Consider the following 19383-nt stretch of genomic DNA (forward strand, 5'->3'; position numbering starts at 1 on the left):
ATGTGCCGCTTGCGGCCCTTGACCTTCTTGCCGGCGTCGAAGCCACGAACTCCGCCGCTTTCGGTGGCCTTCACCGACTGGCTTCGATATGAGCGAGCTTTGACACAGTTCGGCCACTGCGATAATCGCGTCAGTAGGGCAGCTGGTTAGTTGCTCGCGCATCTACAGCAACCCAGCCCGTTCAGCCTCGCGGCGCAGATTCTGCCGCGGCCGAGGACCGAGCTGCTGGATGACCAGCCCGGCGGCCAACGAGCCGAGATCGCCGCAATCCTTCAGGCTGCGCCCGGTTGTGTAGCCGTAGAGGAAGCCGGCGGCATAGAGGTCGCCAGCACCGGTCGTGTCGACCAACTCGCGGATCGTCGTCGCCTGGATGGTGACGGTCTCGTCGCCGCGCACGATCACCGAGCCTTTTTCCGAGCGGGTGACGGCGGCAATCTTGCAGTCCTTGCGGATCGCCGCCAGCGCCTCGTCGAAGGATTTGGTCTGGTAGAGCGACTTGATCTCGTGGCTGTTGGCAAAGACGATATCGACTGTGCCCGAGCGCATCAGTTCGAGGAACTCGTCGCGGTAGCGGTCGACGCAAAACGAATCCGACAGCGTCATCGACACTTCGCGGCCGGCGGCATGCGCCAGCCGCGCGGTCTGCCGGATCGCTTCCTTGGCGCGGGGCGGGTCCCACAGATAGCTCTCGAAATAGGTGACCTTGGCGCCAGATGCCTTGTCGGCCTCGACATCCTCCGGTCCGAGCTCTACGCAGGCGCCGAGATAGGTGTTCATCGAACGCTCGCCATCGGGGGTGACGAAGATCATCGAGCGCGCCGTCTGCGGCTGGCCTTCGAGCGGTTTGGTGTCGAAGGCGACGCCCTGCGCATGGATGTCGTGAGCGTAGATTTCGCCCAGCGTATCGTTCGAGACCTTGCCGAAGAAAGCGGCGCGGCCGCCGAAGCTGGCAACGCCGGCCGCGGTATTGCCGGCGCTGCCGCCGGAGGCCTCGATCGCCGGGCCCATGCGGCTGTAGAGCAATTCGGCGCGCTTTGTGTCGATGAGGTTCATCGCGCCCTTGATGATGCCGTTGGTTTCGAGGAATTCCTCGTCGCACTGGGCGATGATGTCGACAATGGCATTGCCGATGCAAAGCACGTCATATTTCGGCATCAATGTCTCCGCCAAAAACCCGAGCCGGCTTCTTGCCATGCCGGCCCGGCGCGGGTCTGACCGGTGGGAATGGGCTTCCGCTTGCCAATCCGTTCGCCGGCGGCTCTCACGGGGCGGCGAGTCCTGCCTCGCGACGCAATTCGTCCGCCCTGTCTGTCTTCTCCCAGGTGAAATCAGGCTCTTCACGGCCGAAATGGCCATAGGTCGCTGTATTGCGGTATATAGGGCGTAAGAGATCAAGCATCTTGATAATGCCTTTCGGTCTGAGATCGAACAACTCAAGAATGAGGCGCTCGATCCTGCTTTCCTCAACCCTGGCTGTCCCGAACGTGTTGACCATGACGGAAACCGGACTGGCCACGCCGATTGCGTAAGCAAGCTGCACCTCGCACACGTCCGCAAGTCCGCTAGCGACGATGTTCTTTGCGACATAGCGGGCCGCATAGGCAGCTGAGCGGTCAACCTTGGACGGGTCCTTGCCCGAGAAGGCGCCGCCGCCATGACGACCCATCCCGCCATAGGAATCGACGATGATCTTGCGTCCAGTGAGACCGCAGTCGCCGCGCGGCCCGCCGACTACGAACCGCCCCGTCGGGTTGACCAGAATTCTGATGCCTTCCGTCTCCAGGTGGGTCGGCAGGACAGGCTTTATGATTTCCTCAATGACGCCCTCGCGGACAGTCTCTTGCGAGACCTGCTCGTCATGTTGCGTCGACACGACGATGGTATCCAGGGCGACCGGGCGCAACCCCTCATACCGCACTGAGACTTGGGATTTCATGTCAGGACGCAACCAGCCAAGCTGTTGTGCCTTCCGGACATACGCCTGCCGTTTCGTCAAGCGATGAGCGAGCTGGATCGGCAAAGGCATCAGGGTATCGGTTTCGCGGCATGCGTAGCCGAACATGAGGCCCTGATCTCCCGCTCCCTGCTGGAGGTCTTGCCCTCTTCCCTCGTCAACGCCTTGGCTGATGTCGGGCGACTGCTCGGTGAGGGCATGAACGACGGAGCAACGCCGGCCGTCAAAGCCGACGGCCTCGTCGTCGTACCCAATGTCGAGAATCGTATCGCGCGCAACTTGGCTGTAATCCACCTGCGCATCGCTGGTAATCTCGCCAGCCAGAACGACTATCCCTGATTTTACCAACGCTTCACAGGCGACGCGCGCCTTGGGATCTGTGCGGAGGATGGCATCGAGGATGGCATCCGAGATGTTGTCGGCCAACTTATCCGGGTGCCCCGCGCCAACCGATTCGGAAGAGAACACGAACTGCCTAGCCATGAATACCTCGCTTCGGGTGTTGGATGTGGTATGGGCATTTTGCTTGGCCCACCTTACTTGTCGCAGATGCCCGGGGCCTCGAACGCAGCGCACAAGTCGGCAACGTCTCGTCGCACGCAGGCATGGAGATCTTCGTCGTCTGGCCGCTGGAGGACGGAGTCAATGAAGCCAGCAATTTGCACCATTTCCACATCGCGCATGCCCATTGACGTCACTGCTGGCGCCCCCAGGCGAATTCCGCTTGTGACCGCCGGATCCCGCGGGTCGCCAGGCACCATATTAAAGTTTGTGATGATTCCTGCCTTTGCTAGTCGCTCGGCATAGGCCTTGCCCGATAGGGGCCGATCGCGAAGATCAAGGATCAGCATGTGATTGTCCGTCCCCCCGGTCACCAGGTCATAACCTCGCTCAAGCAGTGCATGTGCCAGAGCCTTGGCATTCTTGACCGTCTGTTGGCCGTAGCTTCGGAAGGACGGGTTCGCGGCTTCGTGCAAGGCAACCGCTAGCGCAGCGATGGCATTCATGTGGGGCCCGCCTTGCAGGTGAGGGAAGACCGCCCGGTCTATTCGTCTGGCGAGATTGTATTTGCTCTTTGTATGATACAGGGCCTGATAGCGATCTTCGTTCCTTGACAAAATGAAGCCACCGCGGGGGCCGCGGATCGACTTGTGGGACGTGCTGCTGACCACGTCGCAATGGCCCACGGGATTCGGGTGCGCTCCCGCGGCAATCAGGCCGCTGATGTGCGCAATGTCGGCTACGAGATAGGAGTTCGCTTCCAGGGCGATTTCTGCCATTGCCGCGTAGTCAAAGACACGCGGGTAAGCAGTTCCGCCGACCCAAATGAGCCGCGGCCGTTCCCGCTTGGCTGTCTCGCGCAAGCGGTCATAGTCAATCTGCTGTGTCTTTTCATCTAGACCATAGGGCACGCGTTGATAGTCAGTTCCGGAAAAGTTGATGGCCCAACCATGAGTCAGATGGCCCCCTTCCGGAAGGGGCAAGCCCATGACTTTGTCACCGGGGCTCAAAAGCGCACGATAGACAGCCTGGTTGGCCGGCGAGCCAGAATAAGGCTGGACGTTGGCATGCTCGCTGCCGAATAATTCTTTCAAGCGCTCAATGGCTAGATTCTCAAGCTCATCGACGATCTCGTTTCCAGCGTAGTAGCGCGCACCGGGGTACCCCTCGGCGTACTTGTTCGTGAAAATCGAGCCGTTCGCTTCCAGCACGGCCGAGGACGCAAAGTTCTCTGAGGCGATGAGCTTGAGGGTCGTCCGCTCCTGCCGCTTCTGTCTCTGAAGCAGCTCGTGAACGCGGCAATCAACCGCCGCCAATGATGACCTCTCTGGGGTGTCGGACCGGGCGATGGTGTCCATGGTAGCTTCGCGCTCCAATTGGATTGATTATTTCACGATCAAGCATGCGGTCCCCTTCGGCCGCGTGTCTCGTACCGCTTCAAGCCGCTGCAGGTCCTGTTTATGATAGCCGTCGCGATGGGGCAGGAGATCGACCAGTAGTCGAACCAGCCCGCCGTCGTTGGATTCTGCTTTGAGATGGTATGAGCGCCATGGAGCCTGCTCGTTGCAGCAAAGACAGTCGGCTCTGGCGAGCAGCCGGACGTGTCGCGCAACCCGCTCTCGACACACGCCCATAATCTCCGCTAGCTCGCAGACAGTTAGGTCCGCATGCGCACAAAGGCCCAGTATTCGAAGGCGGTCAGAATGCGCTGCCATGCGTAGGCGACTCACCAGTGTCATCATGGGTCAGGACCAAGCCCTACCGAATTTCTCATTTCGCGTTCTCCACAGAAGTTGCAGCTTTCAGGTTGTCTAGCGACCGGACAAATCTCGGTGGCCGCAACGACGGCCGACATCGCTGTGTCGAACAAACAAATGGGCGCTCTTCTTGCCTTTAGCCGAAATGGCAAGCAGTTAGGCGCGAGTCGAAGATTAGCGGGGCCACGGTTTTGACCCACTGACCTCAGACGGGTGCAACAACCCTACCATTCACAGCGAGCCGGAGTTGCTAAGACTCTATGAATTTCCTTGAAGGATCTGTTGCAACGTTTGACGAGCCCAGGCTGCCCGGTTTGCAGCGGTCAGGGTCAGGCGATCCATCGGCTCTGCGAGCACGATCACGAATCTGCCCTGCATCGCTGATCCGCTCCTGAAGGCCGGATGCAACAGCGACGTGCCCAGATCGGCGGCCGGTTTGCTGTCGACGACTGTCCAACCTTGCTTTTCGGCATGCAAGCAGCAGAGCCGTAAGCCTCGATCGAGGCGTCTCGCTGAATTGTCAGTTGAGTGGCGAGCGTAAATCCTCCGTCTCTCGACAATACTGCGCAATACGCGTGTCGAGCTCGTCCGTCTACTCTCGACCCCGTCTTCGAAGGCCTCTCGCCAAGCCACTTTATTCGATCCCGACTGAGGGGCTCGGGGGTCTTTCTGATCGTGGCTTTCCGGCTCCCAGCTCTGGGAGTCCACATCAACTGCGTAGCTCTTGCACCGCCGCGTTCTGCCTTTACCTGGCCCGTCGACGAGCAGCCGATCAGCGACACCCGCGCCGTCAAGTTGGACCCGGTTGATCGAGAACACCCCATTTGAGGCTGATTCAGTCGGGGAGGATCTGCCAACTCATCACAAGCCGATTTTTCGACGTGGTCCGCAATCACCATAGATCTTCGTAAAGAGAAAGGCGAGGCGCTTCCGATACATCCACGCCCTCTCCGACGGAGCCTGATCAGGCATTCCTGCCACTCTACCTGTCGGCCCACGTGGCCGCGTTTGCCGATCGGTAGCGCGCTGGTCGTCTACATCGCCCTGCAGGTTGGCCGGCGTGTGCAGATCATCCCTGCTGACGCTCGTAGAGCCCTTCAGGCGCTTCCGGCTGGCGTTTGATCAGCGTCAGCGTCAACCAGCGCGCGGTAAGCGCTGGCTTTTTCGAGCCCTCGATCTCAATCGTTACGCCCTGCGTCGTCTGCACCCAGCCTGACGGCCTGACCTTGACGTCGGCCAGTACGAAACGGGTGCGGATGCGCGATCCGGTTTTCACCGGCGCCAGGAAGCGTAGCGATTCGAAGCCGTAGTTGACACCCATCTTGCTGTTTTCGAGCGCCGGCATGGTCTCGAAAGTCATTGCCGACAAAAGCGAAAGCGACAGGAAGCCATGCGCGATGGTGCCGCCGAATGGCGTCTCGCGCTTGGCGCGCTCCGGATCGCAGTGGATGAACTGGTGGTCATCGGTGGCCTCGGCGAACTGATCGATCATCCGCTGCGAGACCACCCGCCACGGCGACACGCCGAGTTCCTTGCCGACGCTGGTCAGAAGCACGTTGAGACTGATCGGTTCCACGCAAATTTCCTCCATTTCAACCGTCCGGAGCGCGAGCGGCTTCATTCCGTGAACAGTGTCAGCCCATGCTGCACCAACTGGCAGGCCATCGATCGGCGGGATGCGCCGGTGAGATGACTGCCGTCACGGCTAGTTCGCCGGCAATCTCATTCGGCGCGCCGATGCGGCCGATCGGAACGTGGCCGCAGACGTGCTTGGTTTTTACGTCGGTCGCGATGCACGCCTGCCGGCCACTAGCATTGCAAATTCCTGCGCGCGGCCCTTGCCTCGCCAGCAAAATGGCCTGCGCTGATAACGTTAACCGAAGTGCGATCCTCATTGCCTAACGGTGATCATTCCGCCGGCGCCGCTATGCGGTATCGTCAGAGATTGGTAAAATCAATTGTCTGGATAAGAACCATCCCTATCCCCAATGGGAGGAGCGGCAGACGCGGTGGTTTATGCGATGCGAGCACGGCTTCCTCAATCGACCGCCAGATGACCGCCAAGTCCTTGCCAGCCGACGAGTGTCGAGACGCACGGGTTGTGGACCAACGTAAACATCCGTTGAGCGAGGTCCTGAGCTGTGGCCGCCTTTCAGCAGGGCCTGAACCCCGGCGGCGAGCAGTTGTTGTCCTTGTTGAAGCGCGCCGACCTCATCCACCGCCAGCTCTGAGCCGGCGAGAAGCGCCAGTTCAATAACATTGGGTGTGACGACTTGGCCTGCAGCGCCGAACGCATCTGATCGCCAACCAGACGGGGGTTGTAGATGAAGTATGTCCGTGACGATGTCGTACCGCAGTGACGGAAAGACAGCTGCGCATGCCCAAGGAGGAGAGCGTCTCGATATCGCGCTCGATTCCATCACCGCCGCTGCAGCCCGGTCCCTCCGGAACAAGCACATGCGGTTCATGCCTCAGCGCCATGGCTTTGTCTTTTCGGTCCGTTCTCGCGTGCGCGCTTCGGGATCGCCATTCAAGGTGATGTCGGTGACCACCGCCGCGATGTCCGCACCAGCGGCCAAGACTCCGTCGAGCCGGCCGGGGGTTAAAGCCGCCGATGGAGTCCAATGGGATCGGCGCCACCCGATTCGGTTCATCTGATCATTAGAATGAGCGTTCGAAACGCAGGATGCCGCCGACACTGCTCTTCTTGTTGGCATTGGTCCAGTTCACGTTGGAAGCTTTCACTTTTCCGACAGCGGAGTTTCCGTAGCGGTCATAGTCGACTTCAGCCGTAACAGTGAAATCTGGAAGAAACGCATAGGCGACGTTCGCAGCGACACCATAGTTCTTGAGTTGATCACCCGAGAGCTGAAGGTTGAACGAAGTTATCTCGTTGAGCTCGTAAGCGGCGCCAGCCCAGAAAGCCCAGTTCCCGCCCCAAATTTTATAGAAGCCGCGACCATGAGCGTCTACCGCATTCGTGGAGTCGTAGTTGAGCTGGCCATTGGAACCGTAGCCGAACATTCCGAACAGCAACAGTTCGTTGGTGACATTGATGTCGACACGGACCTTGGCGGCCAGCGTTTCGTAGTTGTTATGGTAAGCGGCAACGCCGGTGATCGCTCCCCAGCCATGTGTGTATTTCAAGCCGCCGACTACGTGGGGAGCGTAGCTGTCGATTGTGCCGACCACGCCCGAGCCTTGTTCGAGCGAAACCACGGCCGAAAAGCCGTTCCCGGCATCCAAGTAGTACTGAATCACATTGGTATCGAAAGCGCCGTACGGGACTGGCGTCTGGTTCAGTACATCACCCGCGCCGCCAATAAACATGTCGAAGGCCGACCAGTCCTTACCAACTCGGAGGCCACCAAGCTGAATCCAGGCGAAAGTCAAGATGCTGTCTCCGTTGAAGGCATAGGACCGAGAACTGTCCGAAACCGATGTGTGGTGGTCGCCGAAGTTCACGCGGGTCTCGGTGTAGGTCTTCAACGTGCCGAGTTCGGTCTCCTGGCCGGTCCAGGTTTTCAATGTGAAGCGTGTGTTGTTTTGCCACGTGCCCTGATGCTCACCAGTCCTCACATCCGAGGTTCTTGAGTGGTCAAACAATCCGACGTCGTAACGGACAAAGCCGCCGATTCGCAGGCAGGTCTCGGTGCCTGAAATGTAGACGTACCCCGAGCCGTAGACGTCGCAGATCTTGACGTACTCTGTCGGGTCAGGCTCGGCGAGGGTGGTGACGGCGCGAGCGTTGGAAACGGCAATCAGTGCCGCAGTTGAGCCGAGGAGGAGGCTCCTAATGGTCATTGTCGATCTCCGCTTGAATAATAAAGGGATGGACGCGAGTGATTCTGTGAGCAACTTTGAAATACGCGCAATTTTGCTGCGCCGGCAGCTAAACTCTGAAGGAAGGCCGAGAATGTACTCTGGTAATTGTGGTTAGATATTAAGTTTAGTTTCCGATACATAATTATCGACGTAATGGGGGTATGCAAAATTTTGTACAATCATCACCGTCAACTCAGCTGGTAGAGGTAGGCGTCACAAAAGGGTTCGATTGCATTCGACCGCAAATGACGTGCCAGCCTGACGATCTAGCTGCGGCTTGAAGCTCAATTGTGCGGGCGGACCTTGGTTCGCGCTTCCTTGTTTTTGCCTTGCGGATCCACCCAAGCACGAACGGCAAACGTTTCGGCTACGGTTCGTCTGTTCGCTTCGCGACAGTGTCGTTCCATGGGGACAGCATTGTTTGCGGTGAGCCCCGACGTTGAGCCATCTGCGGCGGCACCGTCGGCACGACGCCGTCATTTTGGCGAGCTGATGGTCGATAACTACGCGCTGCAGCCTTGCACCACTGAGTCAGTAGGCGCCAGCCTTGGTATTGCGGCGGACCGGACTGTCGCGTCGAGCAGGTTCTCGTCCTGAAAGCGGCGCGCCACAGCTAATGCTTCTTGCCAGCAATTCACACGACGAGCTCATCGACATGGCAGAGTTCACTAAGAGCGGCACTAGCTTGCGAGCAAAGTGTGGTCCCAAGACCTATTGTCTCGTGGGATGCGGCAGCTGCGCTTAGCAGAATCTCCGGGACGCAGGTGAAGGGAAGGGATGGTGGAACAAACCGGTGCGCGTGAGGGTCGCGGCGGGATCACCATTGTCAGTCGGTGACCGAGTGCTCAGACCATCGCTGTCCAGCCAAAGAGCGAACGGCGCCATTCCTAAGACATCCAGCTTCGAGCCCATAGCGGAACGGACTGACATAGCGCAAAGACACAGGCGAGCGCAGCGGTAGGTTTGATTGTTATCAAGCATGGGATGGTGACCGTTGCAGACCACGAAATTTCGACAGGCCCGGCTGCCTTGGTACACTATCTATCCGGCTGTGTCGGAGTTCTCTGGGGCGGTCGGCGCCGAGGCTTATGAGGACTGGCTTAGGAACCTGCCGGCTAACGATCCGGTGTCACTCTATCTGCACGTTCCGTTCTGCCGATCAGCGTGCTGGTATTGCGGCTTTCCCACCACCATCACCTGCCATGATGCGCCGATCCTCAACTATCTGGCGGCCCTGCGTGACGAGATCCGTCTGGTTTCGGAGCGAGCGCCGCAGACGATGCCCGTGAGCGACATACATTTCGGCGGCGGAACGCCGTCTCTCATAGGACCAGCCGAGTTCCTTGCTCTGATGGAGTTCCTGCGACGCCACTTCGCCATCTCGAAAACAGCTACTGTCGCCATCGAGATCGACCCACGCACGTTCACGCCCGAGATGGCGGAAGCCTTAGGAGCGGCCGGCGTGAACCGCGCGAGCCTCGGCGTGCAGAGCTTCGATCCCATTGTTCAAAAAGCGATCAACCGGATCCAGAGCGAAGCCCAGACGTCGGCTGCCGTGGAAATGCTGCGCCGGCATGAAATAAACCGGATCAACTTCGACCTCATCTACGGCCTGCCGCGTCAAACGGTGGAGTCCTGCGTCGAGACAGCGAGGGCGGCGGTCGCCATGCGCCCCGACCGGCTTGCCGTGTTCGGCTACTCACATATACCATCCCAAATAAAGAATCAGCGCCTCATCGAGGAGGAATTTCTTCCCGACAGCGCTGCCCGCGCTGAACAGCATGCGGCTGTCGCCGTGACGCTGAGTGCCGCCGGCTACCAAGAGATCGGGCTCGACCATTTCGCCTTGCCTGACGACGAGCTCGCGCTGGCACAGAAAACCGGTCGCCTGCGGCGTAACTCGTTGGGCTACTCGGCCGACACCTGCAGAACCCTGATCGGTTTCGGCGCGTCGGCTATCGGCCGCATCGGCCAAGGGTACGTTCAAAACGAAGTTACACGGGATTCCTACATCCAGCACATCGCAGATGGCCGACTGGCGACATCGAAGGGCCATCGCCTCACCGACGACGACCGCGCGAGAGCCGCAATTATCGAGCGATTAATGTGCGATTTTGAGGCCGATTTGCCGGCAATCTGTGCCGCCTACGGATCTGATCCGATCCGTCTTCTCGATTCAGCTGAGCGCTTGGCGATCCTGGCCAAGGACGGGATAGTGGTTTTCGAAAACGGTTTTGTCCGCGTACGGCGGGAGCATCGCTTTTTGACTCGCGCTGTCGCTGCCGCCTTTGATGCTTTTCTCGATAGAGAGGGCCTATGTATACCCCGCAGGTGAAGGCAAGCATACAATACGGAAGCTACGCGCCCGCTAACCGGGCATCATCGAGCCGAGACCGCCCATCGTAAGCTGATCATGCACGTGGATGAGGGTAGATCTCAGCCGGGCTCATGCTCGTTCAGTATCCCACGATCTGCTCTTCAGAAAAGCGGCTGCGCTTCATGTACTGCCGCCCTCTGAGTGGGCCACGAACTTCAATCGGGATCAGGCCGCAGGGGCAACGTCAACACGCACAAAAATGTTCATGAGAGACCCAGATTGTTGCTAGGTGTGTGGTCTCGGAATGAGATGGTGCGGATTGATCTTGAAGATTGACGGGTCTTTCGTCCAGGCCTCGCAGATGACCTGGTAGGGCGTTCGCCATCGCAGAGCCTTGAGGTGCTTAGCGAAATTGTAGGCGGCGACGAAGGCCAGGACATGGGCTTGAGGCTTTGCAGGTCGTCGTAGTGGTAGACCTTGACCGTGGCATCCTTGATGGTGCGGTTCATCCGCTCGGCCTGGCCATTATCCGGTATTGTGATCTGTGGTGCCTTTTCGTCCTACTGTTCTTCTTTGGGAACGGCCTTATGGTCAGCCCATCCGGGACGTGGGGCACCGGGAGCACGAAAGTGCGGGCAGGCCGTCTTTAGACCGTGGGCTGAGAGCCCGAGCTCGTTACATGGCCGCCCCTCGCGACTTTCCCGGATGCGGACACGATCGATGCCGGCGTTCTGGCGCAGCTCTATGCCAGCGGCTTCCTGCCGGAAGTCTGGATTCCGGACGAACCGACGCAGGCACTGCGCCGGCAGGTGACGCGGCGCAATCAGATCGTCCGGCAAAGATCACGCTTGAAGAATGTCATCCAGTCGATCCTTCATAGCCACCTCATCCCGTCCTGCCCGCATGCCGATCTGTGCGGCCCCAAGGGCCGGTCGTGGTTGAGCGAACAGATCGTGCCGGAAGACGAGCGCCTCGCGATCGATCGGCATCTGCGCGAGTTCGACCGATTGGGCGACGACCTCCATGTTATCGAGCGCGATCTTGCCCGCTCGACTCTTGAAGATGAAAGCGTGAAGCGGCTGATGACCATTCCTGGCATCGACATGACCGTCGCGCTTGCAATGAAGGCCGCGATCGGCGACGTGTCGCGCTTCGAGGAGCCGCAGAAGCTTGTGAGCTATCTTGGCTTGAATCCGAGTGTCCGGCAATCAGGGTCAGGACCTGCCTACCACGGACGGATCACCAAGGAGGGACGCGGACATGCCCGCGGCATGCTCGTTGAAGCGGCCTGGGCGGCGGCACGCGCACCAGGACCGTTGCGAGCCTTCTTCCTGCGCGTGCGAGCCCGGCGCGGCCAGCATGTCGCGGCCGTCGCAACCGCACGCAAACTCGCTGTCGTGATCTGGCATCTGCTGACGAAGGTCGAGAGTAACGCGTGGGCTCGACCCTCCCTGCATGCCAAGAAGCTGCGCGATGTGGAACTCAAGGCCGGGAGCAAGGCTGTGCGCGGCCAAAAGGGGGCCGCGCGTGTCTACAACATCAAGAGCCGCCGGGAAGAGGAGAGGCGCTGGGTGGAACAGGCCGAGGGCGCATACGCGCGCTTTGTCTCCGGCTGGAACCGACGAGGTCCGAAGAAGGCGCGCACGGATGCCGCAAATGAGGTACGACGATAGAGGCTTCGCGGCAGGACTCTCACCTCGATCCTGCTCTTCGCCACGCGGTCATCCATGCGCGAGAAGAGAATATCGCAAATCTGACCAAAAAGCGCTTGCTCGATGTCGTAGCGATGCAGACGCGGTCGAAGATGTGCGGACCCAAGAAGCGGCGGCTGGGGCCGTCGCGGTTCTTGGGCAGGTCGGCGAAGGCCATGCCATTGTCGGTGAGCACGATGTGGATCTTGTAGGGGAAGACCTCCACCACGTTTTTGAGGAAGGCTGAGCCTTCCATCATCCCGGCGCTGTCGTGGACTCGACATAGGTGAACTTCGAGACGCGGTCGATGGCCAGGAACATGATGAGCTTGCCGTCGGCGTGGCGCAGCTCGCAGCTGTCGATGTGGACATAGCCGATCTCGTAGGTCTTGAATCGCTTGCGCTGCTCCTTGGTCTCCTCGACCGGCAGCCGGGAGACGCCGTGACGCTGGAGGCATCGCTGCAGGGCGCTGCGCTGAGGTTGGGGATGGTGTCTCTCAGGCAGCCGAGTACGTCGTCCAGCGGCAGCAGCGTCTTCTGCCGGAACGCCACCACGATGGCTTCCTCGGCCGGCGTCAGCACAGTGCTCTTCGGCGCCTTGGGACCCATCGGCGCATTGGCCGTCGTGTCCGGCTGCGCCATTTCTTTACCTCAATACGTCCGGATGCACGCCTCGCGACGCTAGGAGATTAGAACGCACCGCGTATCGATCGGGCAGCAAAGGCTTGCTGTCGGAACTTCGACAACGTCCGAAACGAGACAGATCGCGCTCAGAGTTAACGCATTGTCCCAGCATCATAGTTTCGATTGGCGCGAGACTTGCTGGTCGACGGTCGCTCTTACGCTCTCACGTAAAACAAAGATCTAGTGATGATCCGGCGGAAGAGTGAAAACTCTGGCACAAAATGGAGCGCCAAAATGACTACGCCGATTCAGCAATTGACAAATCAGGTCGATGACAGTTCTGGACCAAAATATCAGCCGCCTTGGGATTTCCTGCCAACCGACACGAATACAGGCGTTGGCGGAAAGTACATCTACATTGGCTATATTCTTGGAAACAGCAATCCTGTGACATCGATCAACTTCGTTGCATACAACGAAGCGCAATCGAATCCGCCTTCTGGTTGGCAATGGACGGGCCAAGACCTCAAACAAGGGGCAGGCGGGAAATACATTTACATGGTCTGGAAAAACGGCGAAACAGGCAATCAGCCCATCACAGCCCTCCAACTGCTTGTAACCAATCAGTCCACACCGCCAGCTATCGCTGGGTATGAGGCAATCAATCAAGACCTGAATCAAGGTGCGGGTGGACCTTACATTTGGCCGTATTACAGCACGACAATTTCGATGCAACAGAAGGAAGAGGCCATCCTAGCAAAAGCATAGACGAGCCAAGGCCACGCTGCGTCTGCGCTGCAGTTAGCTGCGGCGCGGATGCGTACTACTTTGCAATCCGCCCTCAAGAACACTGCGCACGGACGGCGTTTGTTTCGCCTGGCGAAGATGAAGCACCGACCATCCGCCTATGGATTTACGTCGGGGACCGGGCCTTTCTCCCACACTGACGCATACAGCGCTGACCGCGACGGCCTTCCGAAAGTCGCCGTATCGCCATGCGTAGGCATTTCGATCACATGATGCTCAGCCTCATACCCATCGACCAACATGCTGCTCGTCGAACTCAGGGGTGCCGGGAGCAGCCGACATGAGGTCGGACAGCCGTTCGAGCGCGGCATCGTAGACCTGCTCGTTCCTGATGACCCGGTGCGACGCTCCGTATCTGAGGCCAAGAGGGACGACATCGACAGCCTGAGCCATGACATCGCACGTGACGGATATGCCCCACAACTCACATCAGCGGAAACCGCAGCCCGCTCAATGAACGGCCCAGGATTCTCCCGGTGAATCATGCCTTTGGTAAAGGGTAGGATTTAACATTCAAGAAAGCGGAGATGCGCCAAATCAGAACCCGGTGAACTGTGTCTACTACCCACGCGGGATTGTTGGATTCGTTGCGGGCTGCCTCAAGCCGCGAGGGGCAGTTCCATGTTTCGCCGATCGAATAGCCCTCTGGTCAACGCCCTAGGATGACTGAAAGCGGCACTGCCACGTAGCCGGGATGTGGCGTTGTGTCGTTGGCCGCGGTCATGATGATCGGCGCTGGCAGCGACTCGTCGATCTTGGCTGGTCCAATTCGATCCCAATCGTAGAGGAAGATGTCCTCGTAGAATTTGGCAATGCCACGGTCGTAGAAGATCAGGCTCGCATCGCGGTTAAATCCGGTTCCGGCTGTGGTCCAATTGTGGCTTCCGATAAGCACCGCTTCGCCGTCCACTATGATGCCTTTGGTATGACAGTTCTTCTGCTTGCGGATTTTGCCTGTGTCGAAGCCGTAGTCCTTGGCATCGCTGATCGTCTCTCGGTCGTCCGAACCGAAAGAACGGAAGATGACGCGGACGTCGAGACCTGCTTTCTGCTGTGCCAAGAGGGCATCGAGCAGCTTGCAGTAGTTGTCGCCCACGGTTTTGGTGTTGAAACTCTGGTTCTGAAAAAAGATCGTGCGTTTCGCTGACCGGACGAACGGCAGCACTACGTCGATGTAGTTGTCGGGCGTAAGGATCGGCTGCACGTCGATCTCACGCGTGTCCGTCATCGGCTGGAAGTAACGCGGCTTCGCCGCCGCTTCGAGCGTGTCGAACGTCAGGTCAGCCGGCACCCACACCAGCGGCTCGTCCATCACCGATTCTGGCGCTCCCTTGGCCTCCTCGAGGTCGCGCAGGATGTGCGCTTCGTAGAGCTGGCTTAGCTCCTTGTCTTCAAGCACCACGTGCCACTCACGGTTGTATAGCCTGAGCGCGTTCGCATCACCCGGGTTGGTTAGCGGCGCCACCTCGGGCTGGTTGGAGCTCTGCCAGTTGCCGCTTGACAGCCACATTGCCGAGCGGTCGCGTACTGCGACCTTGATATGGTAGGCGGAATCGAAGATGCCAGTCTTGCCCACGCTCGCTGGAGCAAAGTTGAATTTGCTGCCCTTTTGGTCGCGAATCTTATCCACGGCTTCGTAATCGGTGAAATCGCCCGCGTGTACCTTGCCGCCCATCTGCAACACGAGAGACATCGTCTCCGCTTTGGTCTTGACCGCGTCGAGAACGCCGTTTACCACGTTGACGGCTCCAAAATCGTACATCGCCACCACCAGCGACTTCGTCGTTGCCGCAAGGAACGGCCCTAGCACCGGCCAGCTTGCGTCGGGTCCCGTATGCAATGTGAACTTTGTCGACGTCTTGCGTCGTGTGAGAGGCAGATCGGGCCGCGGCTTGTAGCTGGTATGCCAGCTAGGCGGTGCCTCGTCGCCGACGCTGAGTCCCATAAGGTCGGACGTCGAGGCGACCGTTACGTCTGTGCGTACGCCATCGATGTAGGAAGGAAGCGGTATCACCCCGCGCGACTCGAGCGCGCTGAGGTCGACCTTGCGCTTGACCGCGATAACCACAGCGCGCTCGTCGGTGATCTCACCATTCTCGAAGCGATACCCCGGTTTGACCGCAACGACGTCTTCGCGATTTGCAAGAAGAGCGCGTGCAGTGCGTACGGCGGCGAGCGTCTTTTCCCTGGCTGGAGGAGGGCTGCCCGCGGGCGGTGCGGCGTTGGTCGAGGCCGGACCGGCGGTAGGAGTTGGCGTAGGGCCGACCGACGAGGCGGCACCAAACATCGGCGACGCAGCGCCGTCGATCTCGACTGTAATCCTGAGCGGTACCATGAAGGTGATACCACCCCGTCCAGAGCCTGAATTGCCTCCCCCGCTGCTGTTGTCGGGCCTTATAAATCCTCCAGTGTGCTCCAGTAGGCCGCGTGCGCGAGCAAGGCAGCGCTTGAGCTGGTCCATCGGCACCGCGTCATTCTCAATGAATTCAATGCCGCGATAATGCAGCGCCACCACCTGCCCGGTACCGATGTCTATGACCGGTGAGCCGGAGTTGCCGCCCAAAGTCGCGCAAGAATGGGTAATGTTGTCGCCGCCAACGCCGAGGAGGTTGCCCACCGCCACCCGCTTCTTGTCGTAGACACCGCCAAAAATCTTGTTGACGAGCTGCTGATCCGAGAACCGGACGCCGCTTGCCGGATATCCGACCACGGCCACAGGCAGCTTTGCCCGCGGCGTGTCGGGGGCAAGCTGCAGCTTCATACGCCCGACGGATGACGAGTTCTGCGCGAGCTTTAGGAAGGCGACGTCGGGTAGGTTTTCCGGCGCCACCCAGACGACTCGCTCGACCGCCACAGGCTCGGAGGCTGCGTTCCCGAATTCCTGGAGGAAATCGATATCGGCACCGATCGGCGTGCGCGCGTCGAAGCCGAGCTTGAAGGTGAAGTCTGCCCCGCAAGTTTCCGCAAAGAGGTTGGCAACATGCCGATTGGTGACCACCAGCCCGTCGTCGATGACCCAAGCCGTTCCGACAAACGGGTTGTCGAAATTACTCACGTCGATGCGACCGATCGAGGCCATGCTGCGATTGAGCAGCGGCGCGTTAGTCGTCAGGATCTGTCGCCAAGCCGTCGCCTCGGCGCGGGCGCTGTTGATGTCGATGGCGTTGTTTTGGACGAGGAAGACCGGCGTGCCCACCGCGAATACGATGGTTTCGTCATTGGTGATTGGCGGCGGGGGCGGTATAGGTGCGCCATCCGCGCCGCCGGGCGGTGGTGCGCCTGGAGGGGGCGGTGCCCCGCCGAGGGCCGCCTCCACACCCTCCTCGGCCGGCTGCGCCGTGGCCCGCGGCCCGGGGCCATAGCGCGCGTTCATCGCCTTGGTGGCATCGGCCACCCATCCGGAATGCTCCGCTTGTCTCTGCACTTCGCCGATATTGGCCAGCACTTCCGGCGAACTCGCGTCGGCAATTTGCTTGGCTATGGTGCGCAGCCGTTGCGAGTCGGCGACTGTCATTTTGGACCCTCCACCCAAATCTTACAGTGACTTCCTGGCAAATATACCCGCGGAGTATACGCCTGTACTTTATTAGTCGGCGCATGTTATGACCAGGATTGCATGCCTGCTTCTCTTGCTAACCCAAAGAACAGAAATGCAGACGATATTTGTTTTTTATAAAAAGACTAGCCTTGTTTTGCGTGTCACCTAAAATCCGAACATTGACGCAGCCATCGAACGGGCTCGGCACAGGAGCGGGCTACGCCTGATTTCCCTCAGCAGCACGACCTACACCGCTGCTCGATCGGTCACGGCTAAATCTTGACAATCCGAAAAAGCACTCCTCCCAAGGACAGCCCCTGGGTCATGGGGGGGTGAGTTCGACCAAGGGCGAGCAAACTTCCACAACGGGTCTGATCGCGACACTCGGAAATAGGCTGCCGCTGTCGAGAATTGGCGGATGGAGATGATGGCGTCCGCCCGTCGTTCTGCCAGTCGAAATGCGTCCGGGAGTCGAGCGAGAAATGCTTGAGGGTTACTCGGATTCCAATAGCCGTCGCCTAACGAGGCATTCCCGTTTCACCAAGCTTCAGACGATCTTCTGTGGCCTTTCAGGTCCATGCTGCAGTGAGATCATCTCGGCGGCCCTTCCGTACGCCTTTTGAAAACGGTCTGGGCTGTTTGCACGCAGATTATTCACTACCCTCACATGCATGGACCTATCGGTCGACCACTCTTTGATTCCGAATCTTTCACAGATGTTCGCCGCGGGCTGGCGACCCCATGAATCTTCGCCCGTGCAATCGGGGTGCACTACAAGGCTATGGAAATAGCCGTCTGTTCCCACTTTGGTGTCCCATGATTGATGCTTCGCATGGGCAACCATGGCCGTTGCCTGCGTGCCTGCAATGTCTTCGAGGGCTTGGGCAAAAACCGCTGCGAATTTCGCAGGCAGAGCGGGCTTTGGCCGTACATTGATCGGATGAAGGAACTGCTCGTTTTTCGAGATCACCCCGGCAGCTCGCAACACATGCGCCTGATCTGCCTGTTGCCGTATTGGAAGAAACCTCAGGCGCTCTTCATCATATGTTCGGGTTGCAACGCCTGCATTGCGAACGTTGGTGGGCAACGTTCACGCGCCAAACGAATGACAATTGAACTGTTGAATTCGGCGATCTTCTTAATGCCCCTCGCATCATAGAGGAGGTCATTGTCATCCCCGACTAAACGCGGAGGGGCACCATCTGCGCTTCTGAGATATTGTCGGAACGCCCTCGAAATAAGTCACCTTGGCGCCCGACGCCTTGTCGGGCTCGACGTCTTCCGGGCCGAGTTCGATGCAGGCGCCGAGATAGGTGTTCATCGAGCGCTCGCCATCGGGCGTGACGAAGATCATCGAGCGCGCCGTCGGCGGCTGGCCTTCGAGCAGTTTGGTGTCGAAGGCGACGCCCTGGGCGTGGATGTCGTGGGCATAGATCTCGCCGAGCGCGTCGTTCGACACCTTGCCGAAGAAGGCAGCGCGCCCGCCGAAGCTGGCGACGCCGGCGGCCGTGTTGCCGGCGCTGCCGCCCGAGGCTTCGATCGCCGTGCCCATGCGGCTGTACAACAGCTCGGCGCGCCTTATGTCGATCAGGTTCATCGCGCCCTTGATGATGCCGTTGGTCTCGAGAAACGCCTCATAACACTGGGCAATGATGTCGACATTGGCATTGCCGATGCAAAGCACGTCATAGTCCGGCATCAATGTCTCCGCTTGGGAACCCGCCGGCCTTCTTGCCACGCCGGTCGGGAGCGGGACTAGCAAGTGGGCTTTCCGTTTGCCAATGCGTTCGTTGCCGGCCCTCACGGGGCGGCGAGTCCCTGCCGTGAGCGCCTCACCTGCGAGGCTACATGGCGGCCGTGGAGATTACCTCAGCAGCGGCGCCCGATCGGAAACCTTAGCACCTCCGCGCTTTGGCGTGGCTGCTTGAACTCTTCGACGGCAACCGCCTCAATTAGCAGGTCCAAGGCTTCGCGGCCCCTTTGGACTCATCGGGTCATCCCCACAAAGGTAGTCATACGCTCGATCTAAATGCACTCGGGCGGCGGAAAAATCGCTTGTCATATCATAGAACCCTCTCTACCCGCCCGCATTGCCGTCTACGAGGTGAAGGTAGTTCAATCGTCAATATATACAGACAAATTTGAATTAAATCGGAGATGATCATGGAGGTCGAGTTCCCTGACCTGATGCCGCCATGGAGCCCGCCGACGACCACTCGCTGGCGCTCGGTCGGTTCATAATTGCCGAACACCCCGTCCCGAGACCACCTCTGACCTCCCTCCTACGATGCTAGACGCGTGGAAGACATGGCTGCGCCGCCGCTGCCAGAAAGGCGTGTCCCATCGCGCGACGGCTGCATAGTGGGCAGC

General features: G+C 59.4%; 12 protein-coding genes and 6 pseudogenes. 3 read left to right on the forward strand and 15 right to left on the reverse strand.

The genetic code is table 11. The annotated features are described in order from the left end of the window. Positions 1 to 162: 162 nt before the first annotated feature. From NKH57_RS30590 to NKH57_RS30625, 8 genes and pseudogenes are all read right to left on the reverse strand, one after another. Positions 163 to 1155 (reverse strand): adenosine kinase, encoded by a 993-nt coding sequence (locus tag NKH57_RS30590; protein ID WP_352949876.1) that lies wholly within the window; start codon positions 1153 to 1155, stop codon positions 163 to 165. A gap of 106 nt (positions 1156 to 1261) precedes the next feature. Next, positions 1262 to 2437 (reverse strand): methionine adenosyltransferase, encoded by a 1176-nt coding sequence (metK, locus tag NKH57_RS30595; RefSeq protein ID WP_023693516.1) that lies wholly within the window; start codon positions 2435 to 2437, stop codon positions 1262 to 1264. Positions 2438 to 2490: 53 nt separating this feature from the next. Further along, on the reverse strand, positions 2491 to 3813 hold the full coding sequence (glyA, locus tag NKH57_RS30600; protein WP_352949878.1) for a serine hydroxymethyltransferase: 1323 nt from the start codon (positions 3811 to 3813) through the stop codon (positions 2491 to 2493). Between the two features lie 657 nt (positions 3814 to 4470). Then, positions 4471 to 4689: a hypothetical protein gene (locus tag NKH57_RS30605; protein ID WP_352949880.1), complete on the reverse strand. Its 219-nt coding sequence runs from the start codon at positions 4687 to 4689 to the stop codon at positions 4471 to 4473. Between the two features lie 592 nt (positions 4690 to 5281). Further along, positions 5282 to 5803, reverse strand: a complete 522-nt coding sequence (locus NKH57_RS30610) for a MaoC family dehydratase (RefSeq protein ID WP_352607562.1) — start codon at positions 5801 to 5803, stop codon at positions 5282 to 5284. Between the two features lie 388 nt (positions 5804 to 6191). Next, the gene (locus NKH57_RS30615; RefSeq protein WP_352949882.1) at positions 6192 to 6680 is read right to left on the reverse strand and encodes a bifunctional hydroxymethylpyrimidine kinase/phosphomethylpyrimidine kinase; all 489 of its coding nucleotides are present in this window, start codon (positions 6678 to 6680) and stop codon (positions 6192 to 6194) included. Between the two features lie 3 nt (positions 6681 to 6683). Beyond that, positions 6684 to 6855, reverse strand: a pseudogene (locus NKH57_RS30620) (thiamine phosphate synthase); the annotation flags it as partial. An 18-nt stretch (positions 6856 to 6873) separates the two neighbouring features. Continuing rightward, positions 6874 to 8016 carry a porin gene (locus tag NKH57_RS30625; protein ID WP_352949884.1) on the reverse strand — a complete coding sequence of 381 codons (1143 nt, stop codon included), beginning with the start codon at positions 8014 to 8016 and terminating at the stop codon, positions 6874 to 6876. Positions 8017 to 9031: 1015 nt separating this feature from the next. Here NKH57_RS30625 and hemN point away from each other — a divergent pair. Then, positions 9032 to 10372: an oxygen-independent coproporphyrinogen III oxidase gene (hemN, locus tag NKH57_RS30630; protein ID WP_352949886.1), complete on the forward strand. Its 1341-nt coding sequence runs from the start codon at positions 9032 to 9034 to the stop codon at positions 10370 to 10372. Positions 10373 to 10639: 267 nt separating this feature from the next. Here the strand turns inward: hemN and NKH57_RS30635 are convergent. Further along, positions 10640 to 10881 (reverse strand): annotated as a pseudogene (locus NKH57_RS30635) (integrase core domain-containing protein); the annotation flags it as partial. A 183-nt stretch (positions 10882 to 11064) separates the two neighbouring features. Here NKH57_RS30635 and NKH57_RS30640 point away from each other — a divergent pair. Further along, positions 11065 to 12027 (forward strand): annotated as a pseudogene (locus NKH57_RS30640) (IS110 family RNA-guided transposase); the annotation flags it as partial. A gap of 112 nt (positions 12028 to 12139) precedes the next feature. Here the strand turns inward: NKH57_RS30640 and NKH57_RS30645 are convergent. Next, positions 12140 to 12694, reverse strand: a pseudogene (locus NKH57_RS30645) (transposase family protein); the annotation flags it as partial. A 268-nt stretch (positions 12695 to 12962) separates the two neighbouring features. On the opposite strand from NKH57_RS30645, the gene NKH57_RS30650 reads away from it, so the two are divergent. Beyond that, positions 12963 to 13436 carry a hypothetical protein gene (locus NKH57_RS30650; protein ID WP_352607570.1) on the forward strand — a complete coding sequence of 158 codons (474 nt, stop codon included), beginning with the start codon at positions 12963 to 12965 and terminating at the stop codon, positions 13434 to 13436. A gap of 261 nt (positions 13437 to 13697) precedes the next feature. Here the strand turns inward: NKH57_RS30650 and NKH57_RS30655 are convergent, their stop codons facing one another. The 5 genes and pseudogenes from NKH57_RS30655 to NKH57_RS30675 form a co-directional block, all read right to left on the reverse strand. Continuing rightward, positions 13698 to 13868, reverse strand: coding sequence for a hypothetical protein (locus NKH57_RS30655; protein ID WP_352949888.1), 171 nt, complete (start codon positions 13866 to 13868; stop codon positions 13698 to 13700). 256 nt (positions 13869 to 14124) lie between these two features. Further along, positions 14125 to 16989 (reverse strand): phospholipase D-like domain-containing protein, encoded by a 2865-nt coding sequence (locus tag NKH57_RS30660; protein WP_352949890.1) that lies wholly within the window; start codon positions 16987 to 16989, stop codon positions 14125 to 14127. A gap of 571 nt (positions 16990 to 17560) precedes the next feature. Beyond that, positions 17561 to 18100, reverse strand: coding sequence for a hypothetical protein (locus NKH57_RS30665; RefSeq protein WP_352949892.1), 540 nt, complete (start codon positions 18098 to 18100; stop codon positions 17561 to 17563). Positions 18101 to 18241: 141 nt separating this feature from the next. After that, a pseudogene (locus NKH57_RS30670) lies at positions 18242 to 18712 on the reverse strand (adenosine kinase); the annotation flags it as partial. 170 nt (positions 18713 to 18882) lie between these two features. Further along, positions 18883 to 19075: pseudogene (locus NKH57_RS30675) on the reverse strand (hypothetical protein). Positions 19076 to 19383: the final 308 nt, after the last annotated feature.

Origin of the sequence: Mesorhizobium sp. M1050 (genome assembly GCF_040318715.1) — a bacterium.
Taxonomy (GTDB): Bacteria; Pseudomonadota; Alphaproteobacteria; order Rhizobiales; family Rhizobiaceae; genus Mesorhizobium.